Origin of the sequence: Janthinobacterium sp. KBS0711, from assembly GCF_000988085.1 — a bacterium.
In the GTDB taxonomy this organism is placed as follows: Bacteria; Pseudomonadota; Gammaproteobacteria; order Burkholderiales; family Burkholderiaceae_D; genus Janthinobacterium; species Janthinobacterium lividum_E.
In genome coordinates, this window is record NZ_LBCO01000035.1 from 814,645 (window position 1) to 827,943 (window position 13,299).

The window sequence follows — 13,299 nt, forward strand, 5'->3', positions numbered from 1 at the left end:
CGGTTCCTCCCATGCCCATTCTACGCCAGGCTACAGGCTGCGCAGCGCCCCTTCCAGTTGCGGATAGCGGAAAACAAAACCGTCGGCCAGCAAGCGGCGCGGCGCGACCCGCTGGCCTTCCACCAGCAAGTCGGCCTGCTCGCCCAGCAAAGCGCGCATGAGGAAGGCCGGCGTGGGCATGACACTGGGGCGGTGCAGCACGGCCCCCGCCACTTGGGCGAAGCGGCGCTGCGCTATGGCTTCCGGCGCGCAGAAGTTATAGGCGCCGCCCACTGCCTGTTCTTCGCTGCGACGCGCCAGATGGGCGATGCCGCGGATCACGTCGCGCACATGCACCCACGTGACCCACTGCTTGCCGCTGCCCAGCGGGCCGCCCACGCCGAAACGGACCGGCAGCAGCATTTGCGGCAGCGAACCCTGGTGGCCGAAGACGAGGCCAAAGCGCATGCAGCCCACCTGCACGCCATAGCGTTCCGCCTGGCGCGCGGCCGCTTCCCACTCCTGGCACAGCTGCGACATGAAGATGGCTTGCGGCGCGCTCTCCTCCGTCAATTCCGTGTCGTCGCCCTGCGGCTGCACGCCGTAGTAGCCGATGGCCGATGCCGATAGCAGCACCCGTGGCTTGTGCTGCGCGCGGGCGATCCACGCCACCAGTGCCTGCGTCAGCGCGACCCTGCTGCGGCGCAGGGCCGCCTTGCGCGCGTCCGTCCAGCGCTTCCCGACGATGCGCGCGCCGGCCAGGTTGACGACCATGTCGATGCGCTGCGCATCCGCCAATTCGTCCAGCGACGCGATGCAGCGCACCTGGCCCTCAAACGTCCATGCGGCCTGCTTGGGCTGGCGCGTCAGCACCGTCACGGCATGACCATCGGCCAGCAAGGCAGCAACCAGCTGCTGGCCGATGAAACCCGTGGCGCCCGTCACCAGCACGGACTGCGGCGTGCTGGCAAAGCGCAGGTGTTCCTCTTGCTCTGCCGTCTCCTGCACCTTGCGCCGTCCCAGCTGCCACACGGCATACGCGTCGCGCAGTCCGGACAAGCCCACGCCCACGCCGCACAGGGCAAGGAAGACGCTGAGCCAGCCATACGGCTGCCACACGAGGGCCGTCGGCAAGGTCGCCCATTCGCTGCTGTTCAGGGCCAGCAAGGCGATGAAGGCGCCCGCGTTAATCGCCAGCACCGTGTGCGTGACCCGCTCCGTGGCGGGCAGGAGGCGCGTCTGGTCTTCGACGACGAAGTCCCACAAGGTCAGCACGATTTCCACGCCAAACACGATGACCAGCACCCAGGCCCAGGCGCCATGCCATTCCCACGCTGCCAGTCCGACGAACAGCAGGCTGTAGATCAGGGCGCGCGTCGCATGGATCGTCAATTCGAGCCGCGCGGACGCCTTTTGCGGCAGCGCCTCCGTGATTTCATGGTGGTAGATGGTGTCGAAGGCGCCCAGGCAGCCTTGCGCCGCCATCAGTTGCAGGGCCAGCAGATGCGTATTCATGGTGTCTCCTTGTGATTTTGCGGTGCGGCCGATTCGCGGAACACGCCCGCCTGGGTGAACGTGGTGCCGAACAGGGCGTGGCGGATCTCGATGCGGATGTTGAACTGCTGCGGCGTCTCGTTGCGGTGGCACAGAAAGGTTTTTCCGGGCGTGAGCACGCCGGGCAGTGGCACGCGCCAGCCGAAAAGATCCCAAAAATAGCCGTCGCTGGTGAAGTGCAGATTGCCGTCCTCGACATGCAGCACCAGCTTCATGCCCAGGCCCATGCCCACGTATTCGAGCACTTCGCCTTTCGCGCTTTCCGCCATGTAGGAGGTGAAGCGGATCGGCGCGCGCCCATGCAGGCGGTAGGTGCGCTGCTTGAAGATGAAGGGGCAGCCGGGACGCGAATAGACTTCGATATCGACTGGGAAATCGTGATCGTCGTACGGGATCAAAGCGCCGTCAATGAAGGGGCGCGTCAGCCAGCCGAGGAATTTTCCCAGGCGCGAGCTGGTGAGTTCACTGAGCTCCCCACGGTAATACAGGGGCTGGCCCGGCGCGGGATTTTTCTCGAAGCGGCGGCGGATGTCCGGGTGCAGCGTGAGCCACTGCGCACCCATCACCTTCTTGAACAGCTCTCCTTCCGAGGGGCCGTTCATGATTTTGCGCGCTTGCCAGGTTTGTCTTCCGGGCTGAGGAACTTGGCCACCTTGCCCCCCATCGACAGCATGCGCTGCAGGGTCGCTGGCGGCAAATTCTTGTAATCGCTGTAGGTGCTGCTGAGCATTTCCAGGAAGGCCAGCACTTCACCCATGCGCTCCAGGGTGGCCGGTGGAATGGCCGCATCGTGCTCGCCCTCGATCGCGCATTCACGCAGCACCGTCAGCGTGGGATCGATCTCGCGCCGCTTGCGCTCCTCCATGATGACGCGGAAGATTTCCCACACATCCTGCAGGGCGACGAAATGGTCGCGCCGGTCCCCCATCACGTGCGTGATGCGCGCCAGGCCCCAGCTTTGCAATTCCTTCAGGCTGTTGCTGACATTGGACCTGGCCACGTTCAGGCTGGCCGCGATGTCTTCCGCCGTCAGCGGTTCGTTCGCCAGGAACAGCAGCGCGTGGATTTGCGCCACCGTGCGGTTGACGCCCCAGCGCGTGCCCATTTCACCCCAGTGCAAAATGTACTTCTGCGTGGTCGGACTCAGTTCCATGATTTTCTCTTATTTCTGTCGTTACAGAAATGTAAGACGGAACGGAAACCGAGTCAAGCTCGATTCGTCAGGACTTTGAGGGTGGCTGGCCCATGGCGCGCAGGAACTGCTGCTGCGAGGCGTGCAGCTGGCCGTAACCGAGTTCGCGGTACACGAGGCCGTGGCGCGGCGCCAGTTCGACCAGGATGCGCGCCAGCGCCGGGTAATGGCGGTGGTTCCAGGTGGGGAACAGGTGATGCGTGAGGTGCAGGTTCAGGCCGCCCAGCCAGTAGCCTAGCCAGCGCAGCGCGCGCGGTTTCGGCGTCCAGTCGCAGGCCGTATAAAACGTGTGCTGGTACCAATCGTGCGGCAAGGTGCCGTCCGCGCCCGGCTGGAAGAATTCCACTTCGGCCCAGTGGGTGCCGAGGATCAGCGCCACCAGCGCGCACGAGGCGATCATCTGGCCCAGGAAATACGCGCCCAGCACTACGTTCCAGGCTATGCCGTGCTGCTGCAGCACCCACATGGGCAGCGCCAGCACCAGCGCTGCGTGGCCCAGCTTCCAGCCGAGGAACGACAGCCAGCCGCGCCAGCCCTGCAAGCGGCTGTGCGCGGCCACGGGCGTCTTGCCGAAGCGGTCCAGCCAGTCGCCATACCAGTTCAGGTACGGCAGCGACAGGGCCGCCACTACGGGCCAGTACAGGTATTGATAGCGGTACTGGGGCGACCAGCGCTGGAACGGCGTCTGGCGCAGGAAGGGGTTCGGTTCCGTATCGAGGTCATAGCCTTCCACGTTCGCATACGTGTGATGGAAGTGCACGTGGCGGATGGTCCAGAAATCCGTATCCACGCCCACGGGCAAGCCCACCAGGCGTATCAGCACGCGGTTCAGGAAGCCCCGGCGGAAGACGGCGCTGTGAGCCGCATCGTGCAGGGTATTCATGGCCAGCGCCATGGCCGCGACCAGGCAGGCGACATAGCTGGCGACAAACGGCCAGGTGCCGTCGGCGTTCAAGGCCAGCGCATACAGGCCCACCGTCAGCGCGGCCAGGAACACGGTTTTCGCATGCAGGCGCGCGTCGCCGAAGCGGTGCGTTCCTTCATCCGCCAGGTAGGCGTCGGCGCGGGCGCGCAATTCGCGGCGGAAGGCGGAATCGCGGGCGGGCCGGAAGCGCAGCGGCGGCAACGAAGGTACAGGCTGCGTCACGCGCGCGTCCCCGCTGCGGCAGGCCACCACAGGCGGCGCGCGCCATCGAGGCCATGCGCCAGCAGCGCGGCCAGGAAGACCATGCCCCACACATCGCGCGCGCCATACCAGCCCAGGTACAGGGCCGGCATGGCCAGCGCGATGGCCACCCAGGCGATGGCGCCCCAGCGGCGCGCATCCGACAAGCCGCCCAGCGCCAGGGTGCCGCCGAAAATCAGCGCGAACAGGATCGCCTGCTGCGCGCCGGCCAGCACCGCTTCATGGTTGACGTAATAGATCACGAGGCCAAACAAAATCACGCCGCCGATGCCGATGAACAGCTCGGGCACGTGGAAAGTGCTGCGCGACTGCCAGTGGGGAAAGCGCGCGCGCAGCCATTTGAACAGTTTGCCGTTGCTGGCCAGCAGAGGGTTGTGCGTGGGCGTCATGCCCTTCACGCCATAGCGCATTTCCACGCCCTCGAGTTCGGGCTGGAAGCTGCCGAACAGCCTGTCCCACAGCAGCAGGGTGCCGCCGAAATTGCGGTTGATGTAGCGTTTGTCCGTGCCGTGGTGCACGCGGTGGTGCGACGGCGTGACCATGAAACGATCGAGGATGCCGGATTTGTTTACCAGCGCATTGTGGTTGTAGAACTGCACCGTGTAATGCAGGGACGAGACGACGAGGAAGATTTCCAGCGGCACGCCCAGCACGCCCAGGATGGCGATGAAGGGGAAATTCGTCAGCGACGAATACCAGGAATTGCGCACGCCCAGCGACAGGTTGAAATGCTCGCCCTGGTGGTGCACCACGTGCACGGCCCACAGCAAAGGAATCTTGTGGTGCAGCCGGTGCATCCAGTAAAAGCACAGGTCCCAGGCAAAAAACGCGAATATCCACTGCACCGCCACGGGCCACTGGTCGACGACGTGCAGGTTCGCATGGCGCAGCAGCAGGGCGAAGGCCGCCACCTCCACGCCGCGAAATACCCACATCAGGATATGGCCGGAATTGAGGTTGAAGATCACGTCCTTCCACGGCACGGGTGTCTTGCGTACCCATTTGAGTATCAAGAGTTCGGCCAGCACGAAGGCCAGCATGATCAGGAACGACAGGGCAAATGGATTCATCATGGTGCGGTTTTGATGGAAACGGCGCGGCGGGCAGCCAAGGATACCTGCATTTTCGCCAGCATGCCGCCGGCGATGCCAACAGCCAGGCCGGCGGCCAGGTCGATGCTCACATGCCGGCGCAGCGCGATGATGGCGTAGCAGATGGCCACGCCCAGCACCAGGGCCAGCGCGGAGCGCAGCAGCTGGTATTTTTCGCACAAGGCCCACACGCACAGCAAGGTCAGGGCGCCGTGCAGCGAAGGCAGGCAGTTTTGCGTGGAGTCCGCCGCCTGCAGCATGCGCAGCGCCTGCGTGCTCCAGGCGCTGCCCTCGCCCACGGGCGGATAGGCGAGCGTGGTCGGATACAGCAGGAAGACCACGCCGCAGATGACGGCGGAAAGCGCCATGGCGCGCGCCAGCCAGCGCACGCGGGCCGCATCGGCTGTCAGGTAGGCGTACGGGATCAGGATGAAGAAAGACAGATACAGCCAGATGGCAGAGTCGCTGTAGGGAATGGCGCGGTCGATGGCCGTTTCCGGCAGCAGTACCCCCTGCCCTTGCAGCAAATCGCTGGAAAAATACACGAGGCCTACGCTGCCCCAGCCGGCCAGCAGGTGCAGCAGGCGGGAATACAGCGTCATGGTGTCTACAGATTTCATGCGGTGGCAAGGCGCCGGATGCGGCGCCGTTTCATGGTGGGGTCAAAGGAAGGCAGCTCACTGCTCGCCGTCCAGGCCAAGCTATCGACAGCCACACCCAGGCCCTGCAGCACCGTTGCCAAGTGCGCGCGCAAGGCGGACAGGCCGGCATCGTCCAGCGCCGCATGCAGCTGCAAGGATGCATCACCCGACTGCACCAGGCGGTAATCGGCGTCCGGCGGCAAGGCTTGCGCGAAGGCCCGCGTCAATACGTCGGCAAACACGGCAACGGGTGCGCCGCCTTGCACTGATGGCAAGGATGGCAATAACAACATATCGTCGCAGCGCCCTTCGATGCCATCGATGGCGCGCGTGGCGCGGCCGCACGGGCATGGCGTGGCGCGCGCGAGCAGGATGTCGTCCAGGCGGTAGCGCACGATGGGCTGCGTGATGCGCGTGAAGTCGGTAATCACGGGCACGAAGCGCCGCTGCTCACCATCGAGCCACTGCGGCTCGATGTGCACATACTCTTCGTTCAAATGCAGCACGCCGTGTTCGCAGCTGCTGGCAAGGAAACCTTCCGTGGCCTGGTAGATTTCATGCACGGCGCCAAATGCCTGCACGATCAGCGCGCGGTCCTGCGCTTCCAGCACTTCGGCGACCGAAATGACTTTTTTCGGCGTCAGCGCCAGGCTGCCGTCGATGACGCGCAAGGCCAGTTGGCGCAGCACCTGGGCCGGCGCGACGATGACGGATGGCCGGTATTGCACCAGCCGCGCGCACAGCGCATCGAACGGTTCGAACAGATCGTAAAAAGCAAAGGTCAGCCAAGGCGAACGCACGGCCGTGTACAGATTGCTGTTCGCGCGCAGGAACAGCGCGACCCGTTCGCCGGAGAACAGGCCGTCGGGCAGCGCCTTGGCCAGCATCACGCCCGCCCATTGGGCTTTTTCGCGGGGGCTGACGGTAAACACGGCGCGCCGCGACGAAGTGCCCGACGACAGACCCACCGTGATGTCGCCCACGGCCGGCGTGAAGTCGCGGCTATGCTCGGCCGCCATGGCCGCGTCCATCGCCTGGGCCAACGTGATTCCTGCTGTGTTCATGGCGTCGAAATGCTCGAGCATCAGCGCCTTGTTCATCGTCGGCCAGGCATCGAGCGGCAAGTTTCGGTATGGAGCAAAGTAGCGGCTGCGCGCGCACAGCACATCGATGAAACGGGCCAGCTGCTGTTGCTGGTAGGCGTCCAGCTGCGCGCGGTCCGCAAAGCGCAAGCGGCGCGTGCGCCAGTACGACAGCAACAGCCAGACGATACGCTTCACGGGCGGCCCGCCACGGCAATGTAGTCGACCGTATCTTCGTGCGTGATGCGGATCTGCGCATTGCCCGACTGGTGCAACTGGTGCAGCCGGTTCAAGGTGGCGTAGTACGGCGCGCGCTTGTGCTGGATGATGAACGACAGTTCAGACGGTCCGCGCAGCTGCTGGAAGCTTTCCGGCACCCAGGCCGCGTCCGACGCCAGCAAGGTCCAGCCGCCGTCCTGCAGCACGAAGGCACCCAGATGGCCGATGGCGTGGCCGGGCAAGTCGACGATATAGATTTCTCCCGTGCCGCTGACGTCGCGCCCGTGCGTGAATGGCAGCAGGGCCGCCGGCAAGGCCGTCTCGGGCACGCTTTCCACGAAATCCAGGCGTTCCGCAATATCGGTCGGCAGCAGCTCGGGCACGAAGGCCTGGCGCACGGCGGCCACGCCGGACAGTCCCCGCACGGCATCCCAGCCCGTTTTCGAGGCCATCAGCCGCGCGCCGGGAAAGTCGCGCAGGCCGGCGATATGGTCGGCGTGGAAGTGCGACAGCAGCAGGGTGCGGATGTCGCCGGGCGAGACGCCATGCGCGCGCAGCTGACCCTGCAGCGACTCGTTCTCGTCGAAGAAAATCGGCGTCACCCACGCATACATGCGGTACACGCCTTTCGACGTGGCGGCGCGGAAGTGCTCGGCGTAACCGGTGTCCCACAGGTACAGGCCCGCACGCGTTTCGAGCAGGTAGGCGCGCGAGGGGAAGCAGCGGCTGGCCAGCCCGCTGCCTTTCAGGACCATGCACGATGGATGGGTGCAGTGGCCAACGCGAAACGCGGTAATCCTAGCCATTGCGCTCCTTGCCCACCTTGTGCGCCGCCGCCTCCTGGCGCATCCACTGCGCCGTGCGGGCGATGCCTTCCTGCAGACTGACGATGGGGCGGTAGCCGAGCACCTTGCGCGCCTTGGCGTTATCGAGCGTCATGTCGAAACTGAGCGCGCCGATGCTGTAGGGCGTCAGCGATGGCTCGCGGCGCGTGAAGCGCGAGGCGAACTGCATCAGGCGCGCGACCACCGCCAGCACGCGGTACGGCACGCTGACGATCTCGAACGGCTGCTGCAGATGGGCGCAAAACAGGGTACGCAAGATATCGCACAAACGCGCCGGTTCGCCATTCGTGATGTTGAAGGCGGCGCCCGAAGCGATGGTCTTGTGCACGGTGGCCAGCCACATCGCATGCACGACGTTGTCGACATAGGTGACGTCGATGGTGGCCGCGCCGCCGTTGGGCAGCGGCAGCTTGCCGCCGCGCTCCCGCAGCACCCTCGCCAGGCGCGGAATCAACACCTGGTCGTGCGGGCCGAAGATGGCGCGCGGGCGCAGGATCACGCACGTCATGCCGCGCTGGCGGTCGACGCACTCCTGCACCAGCTTTTCCGCCATCGCCTTGCTGCGCGCATACGCGTTGACGAAGGCGTCGGGGCGGAAGGTTTCCGGCACCTCGTAGCGGTTGCGGTAGTCGAAATAGATGGCGGGAGTGGAGATGTGCACGAAGCGCGCCACGTGCAGGCTGGCGGCCGCGCGCAGCAACTGGGCCGTGGCCGTGACGTTGGCGGCGATGAAGTCGCGCTCCGCGCCCCAGGGCGACGACAGCGCGGCGCAGTGCCAGACGGCGTCCATGCCGCGCACCAGTTCGTCGACCTGGCGCGGCGTGGCTTGCGCCAGATCGAGCGCGACAAATTGCGCGCCCATGCGTTCGAGTTCGCGGCCCACGGCGGCGTTGCGGCCCGTGGCGCGCACTTCCACGCCCTGCGCCAGCAGGGTGCGCACGGCATTGCGCCCCAGCCCGCCCGTCGCTCCCGTGACCAGTATCCGCCTCATCACACCACCTTCACAGGTCAAGTATCATGCCGCCGATAGTCAGGCCTGCGGCCGTGCCCATCATCAGCAAACGCTGGCCTGCCACGGCCCGCCCCGTCATCACCGCCTCGTGCAGGGCGGTGGGCAAGGACGCGGCCACCTGGTTGCCATGCGTTTCAAAGATCTTGATGATTTTAGCATCGGGAACGTCGAGGATGCGCGCCGCATGCGCGAGGCCCAGCGGGCTGGCCTGGTGCGGCACGACCACGTCGACCTTGTCCAGTCCCGCGCCCGATTCCTGCATCAGTTCCGTCAGGAAATCCGGCATCACCTTGACAGCCAGGCGGAACACGGCCTTGCCATCCATGCGGAACAGGTAGTCGCCCGGTTCGCAGCCGTTGCGCGGGTTGCGCTCGGTGCCGCCGCCGCGGATTTCGCAGTAGCGCCGCCCTTCCGGATACGTGCCCATCTTGTAGGCGCGGATGCCCGCGCTGCCGTCGCCCCGCTCGACGATGACGGCGGCGGCGCCGTCGCCAAAGATCATCGACGCTTCCGGCTCGCTCCAGTCGACGCCGCGCGAGGCGAGGTCCGACGAGACGATGGCGATGCGGCGGTAGGCGCCGCCGGCCAGCATGGACGCGGCCACGCGGAAAGCGGCCATGAAGCTGAGGCAGCTGGCGTTGACGTCGAAGCTTTGCGTGCCGGGCGGCAAGCCCGCATGGTCGGCCACGAAGCAGGCCGTATTCGGCAACGCCTGCTCGGGCACGCCGCAGGCGCAGATCAACAAGTCGATATCGGCCGGACGCAGGCTGGCATTCTTCAGCGCGTCGAGCAGGGCGGCGGCGCCCAGCTGGCTTTGCGACTCATCGGGCGCGGCGACAAAGCGCGACAGCACGCCGCTCTTGCGCAAAGTGTAGCCGGCCGGATGGCCCAGTTTCAGGTCCAGGCTCTCGGAGGTAACGCTGTGCGACGGTACGGCTTTGCCCGTCGCGATCAGGCGAACTGGAATCATGTCAGCCTTAAAAAAGTAAAGTAAATACGGTTGATGAAGGGTTGACGCGCTAATCGCGTGCCAGCGGCGGCAATGCAACACCGCAGTTCTTGCAGAAGTTGGCATCGTCATCGAGCCCTTCTTTCAGGCACGTGGGGCAGGTACGCGTGGTGACCAGCTTGGAGCTGCGCTGTACCGTCATCTCGGCGCTGATAATGCCGGTAGGCACTGCCAGGATGCCCCAGCCCAGCAGCATCATCAGCGAGGCGATGGTGCGCCCGATGTCGGTCTTCGGCGTGATATCGCCGAAACCGACCGTGGTCATGGTGCTGATGGCCCAGTATATCGACGTGGGGATACTGCTGAAGCCGTTTTCCGGCCCTTCCACGACGTACATCACCGTGCCCAACAGAAAGACCACCATCATGACGAACGACAGGAAAATGAGGATCTTGCGCCGGCTGGCCAGCAAGGCCCGCCCCAGCACCGTATATTCATGCACATACGACGTGAGCTTGAGGATACGGAACATGCGCAGCAGGCGCAAAATGCGCACGTCGATCAGCACGTGCGCGCCCGGCAGCAGCAAGCCGATGTAGGTCGGCACGATGGCCAGCAAGTCGATAACGCCGAAAAAGCTCTTGGCGTAGCGCACCGGATGCTGCAGGCACGCCAGGCGGGCGAAATATTCGATGGTAAATAAAATGGTGAAAAACCATTCCAGCGCCGTCAGCCAGGTGCCATAGCGCTCGGCCACGGAGGCGACACTGCTGAGCACGACCACCGTCACGCTGATCAGGATGGCGGCGATCAGCAGCAAATCGAAGGCGCGGCCCGTGCGCGTTTCCGCCTCGAAGATGACGGTGTACACCCGCTCGCGCCAGCCCCGCTCGGGCTTGCCATATTTTTGCTGCGTTTCCTGCGCCGCCAGCTGCTGCGGCGTCAAGGGCGCCGCTCCGCTCTTTGTCGCGGCTTTCATGTGGTTGATGTGCTCATATACTATTATTGTATAGATAATTGACAAAGCACGGCGACACGCACTGTTGCGCTACGGCAGCACTACGACAGCTTTTTCGCCAGCAGCACGGCATTGCGCCGGTCGCGCTCGGCCTGCACGATGTCCGTCGTACGCGCTTCCGACAGGCCCACCGTGTGCAGCACGGTGGCCGTCAGTTGCAGCGCCGATTCCAGCGCCTCGGGCACGACCAGGGTGGCGCCCGCCTGTATCAAGGCCACGGCATGGGCCTCGTCGCGGGCGCGCGCATACACGGGCAGCTGCGGATATTCGCGGCGGATCGATTTCACGGCGTGCAGCACGGAGGCCGCATGGTCCATCGTCAGCACGACGGCAGCAGCCCGGTCCGCATTCACCTTTTGCAACAGTTCCGCGCGCGACGCATCGCCGAAATATACGGGGAAACCGCGCGGATGCAGGGTCGTCACCAGGCGCGCATCGTTTTCAATCGCCACATACGCGATATCCTGCTCCGTCAGCACCTTGGCCAGCAACTGCCCCACCCGGCCGAAACCGGCGATGATGACGGTGCTGCCCTGCGGCGGCAGCGCGCCGTGCGCCAGGTCGGCCAGTTGGTGGTGGTGGCGCTGTTCCCACCAGTTGCCGAACGCGCGCGCGGCCTTGGCCAGCGCCGGCGTGGCAAACAGGCTCAGGCCCACCACCAGCATGACGAACTGCGCCACTTGCGGGCCGATCAATTTCGTGCCCAGCGCATACGCGACAACGATGAAGGCGAATTCGCCGCCCTGCCCCAGCAGCACGCCCGTTTCCACGGCGCGCCCCCAGTGAAAGCCGCCGATGCGGAAAATCACGCTGATGACGAGGGTCTTCAGCGCAAACAGGCTCAGCACGGCCAAGGGAATCAGCACGGGCGACTTGAGGATTTCGCGCACGTCGATCTGCATGCCCACGGACATGAAGAACAGGCCCATCAGCAAACCCTTGAAGGGCTCGATCGTCACCTCCACTTCGTGGCGAAATTCCGTTTCCGCCAGCAGCAGGCCAGCCAGCAAGGCGCCCAGCGCCATCGACAGGCCCGCCAGATACGTCAGGCCCGCAATGCCCAGGGTGCTGAGCAAGGTCAGGGCCATGAACACGTCGGGCTGGTGCTTCTTGACGAAAAACTGGAACAGCGGGCGGATGACCCTGCGGCCCAGCAGATAGATCAGCAGGATGGCGCCCGCCGATTTCACGGCCGCAAAGCTGAGCAGATACGCCAGGTCGTCGCTGCGCCCGCTGGCGAACACGTCGATCAGGATGAACAGCGGCACCACCATCAAATCCTGGAACATCAAGATGGAAAAGCCCGCCTGGCCGGCCGGCGTCTGCAGGGAGCGCTGATCGGTCAGCAACTGCATCACGACGGCCGTCGACGACAGCGACAGCACCAGGCCCAGCACGATGGACGCTTCCAGGGACAGGCCAAAGTAATATGCGACACCGCCGATCAGGCAGGCGCTGACGGCCACCTGCCCCACGCCTGCGCCGAACACCCAGCGCCGCAGCGCCCACAGCCGCTCCGTCGACAGTTCCAGGCCGATCATGAACATCAAGAACATCACGCCCAGCTCGGCCAGGCCGCTCACCTGCTCGGCCCGCACGAACGAGAAATACGTGAGCCACGTGAAATCGCCCGCCCACAGGCCGAAGCCGAACGGGCCGAACAGGGCGCCCACGGCCAGGAAGCCGAGCACCTGGTTGACCTTCAGGCGTTGCAATAGCGGGATAAAAATCCCGGCCAGGGCGAGAAACAGCAGGGTTTCTCGCAAATACGGTAAGGCGTGCTGCTCTTCCAAAATAATCCTAACTTAATGATATCCATGCTGAATTGGCAATTATTGCATGCTGGACCGTGGCAAAACAGGCGCACACGCGATATTTTTTGCCAAAAAGCAATATATCCGCTGGCTATTTCGGCGGCGCCAGCATGTCCGCACGGGGGCGGTCCCAGCCCGGCACGTAGGCGGGACATGGCCGGCTGCGGAACTGTTGCAGCTCTACGGTCGTGAAATTGGGCTGCATGCCGGGATTGAAACGCACGTCCGTCAGCTTGTCCGCATTCAACCTGGGCATGCGTGCAAAGCGGAACCAGGCATCGACATAGCAATTGTCTTCCTGCAAGGCCCGCAAGGCGGCCAGGCTGCCCGCCGCCTGGGCCGACACGGCAATGCCGGGCGCCAGTTGCTGCTTCTTGCCCGTCTCGGCCAGCCCCGCCGGGCAGGCGGCGGGCGCCAGCGATGCGGGCAGCAGGCTCAGGGTGCCGCGCCGCAAGGTATACACGTCCGTCTTGCTGTCGAGCGACACATAGATCCAGCACAGCGGGTTGCTGGGGAAGGCCGTCATCGCCACATCCCACACGCGCGTGCCGGGGTCGAGCCGCTGCACGGCCGCCTCGATGCGCGTACGGCCGAGGGCCGAGGCCACGCCCTGCGTGCCGATGAAGGTGGCGGCCAGCGCGAAAGCCAGCAGCAATGGACCCCGTCCCCGTTCGCCAGCCCGCCGCTGCAGCACGGCCAGGATCGCGCCCAGCCCCA

12 protein-coding genes and 1 pseudogene are annotated in these 13,299 nt (G+C 65.0%); all 13 read right to left on the reverse strand.

Annotation, left to right across the window (positions count from 1 at the left end; translation table 11 throughout):
* Positions 1-30: 30 nt before the first annotated feature.
* Complete coding sequence (locus VM94_RS26800) at positions 31-1,494, reverse strand: TIGR01777 family oxidoreductase (RefSeq protein WP_046686148.1); 1,464 nt, start codon at positions 1,492-1,494, stop codon at positions 31-33.
* Entirely contained in the window at positions 1,491-2,135 is a 645-nt protein-coding gene (locus tag VM94_RS26805) for a DUF4166 domain-containing protein (protein ID WP_046686149.1), read from the reverse strand. Before VM94_RS26805 ends, VM94_RS26800 begins: the two co-directional genes overlap by 4 nt.
* Positions 2,132-2,686: a GbsR/MarR family transcriptional regulator gene (locus VM94_RS26810; protein WP_046686150.1), complete on the reverse strand. Its 555-nt coding sequence runs from the start codon at positions 2,684-2,686 to the stop codon at positions 2,132-2,134. The genes VM94_RS26805 and VM94_RS26810 overlap by 4 nt, the downstream gene beginning before the upstream one ends.
* 67 nt (positions 2,687-2,753) lie before the next feature.
* Positions 2,754-3,872, reverse strand: coding sequence for a fatty acid desaturase family protein (locus VM94_RS26815; RefSeq protein ID WP_046686302.1), 1,119 nt, complete (start codon positions 3,870-3,872; stop codon positions 2,754-2,756).
* Positions 3,869-4,984, reverse strand: coding sequence for a sterol desaturase family protein (locus tag VM94_RS26820; protein ID WP_082127923.1), 1,116 nt, complete (start codon positions 4,982-4,984; stop codon positions 3,869-3,871). Before VM94_RS26820 ends, VM94_RS26815 begins: the two co-directional genes overlap by 4 nt.
* Positions 4,981-5,604 (reverse strand): phosphatase PAP2 family protein, encoded by a 624-nt coding sequence (locus VM94_RS26825; RefSeq protein WP_046686151.1) that lies wholly within the window; start codon positions 5,602-5,604, stop codon positions 4,981-4,983. The genes VM94_RS26820 and VM94_RS26825 overlap by 4 nt, the downstream gene beginning before the upstream one ends.
* Positions 5,605-5,618: 14 nt before the next feature.
* Positions 5,619-6,923 (reverse strand): F390 synthetase-related protein, encoded by a 1,305-nt coding sequence (locus VM94_RS26830; protein ID WP_046686152.1) that lies wholly within the window; start codon positions 6,921-6,923, stop codon positions 5,619-5,621.
* A complete protein-coding gene (locus VM94_RS26835) occupies positions 6,920-7,750 on the reverse strand; it encodes an MBL fold metallo-hydrolase (protein ID WP_046686153.1) in 831 nt (276 codons plus the stop codon). The genes VM94_RS26830 and VM94_RS26835 overlap by 4 nt, the downstream gene beginning before the upstream one ends.
* Entirely contained in the window at positions 7,743-8,780 is a 1,038-nt protein-coding gene (locus tag VM94_RS26840; protein ID WP_046686154.1) for an NAD-dependent epimerase/dehydratase family protein, read from the reverse strand. The genes VM94_RS26835 and VM94_RS26840 overlap by 8 nt, the downstream gene beginning before the upstream one ends.
* Before the next feature lie 10 nt (positions 8,781-8,790).
* The gene (locus VM94_RS26845; RefSeq protein ID WP_046686155.1) at positions 8,791-9,771 is read right to left on the reverse strand and encodes a 3-oxoacyl-[acyl-carrier-protein] synthase III C-terminal domain-containing protein; all 981 of its coding nucleotides are present in this window, start codon (positions 9,769-9,771) and stop codon (positions 8,791-8,793) included.
* Positions 9,772-9,820: 49 nt separating this feature from the next.
* Positions 9,821-10,729: an ion transporter gene (locus VM94_RS26850; RefSeq protein WP_046686156.1), complete on the reverse strand. Its 909-nt coding sequence runs from the start codon at positions 10,727-10,729 to the stop codon at positions 9,821-9,823.
* An 80-nt stretch (positions 10,730-10,809) separates the two neighbouring features.
* Positions 10,810-12,561: a cation:proton antiporter domain-containing protein gene (locus tag VM94_RS26855; protein ID WP_046686157.1), complete on the reverse strand. Its 1,752-nt coding sequence runs from the start codon at positions 12,559-12,561 to the stop codon at positions 10,810-10,812.
* Positions 12,562-12,673: 112 nt separating this feature from the next.
* Positions 12,674-13,299: pseudogene (locus VM94_RS29290) on the reverse strand (metal-dependent hydrolase); the annotation flags it as partial.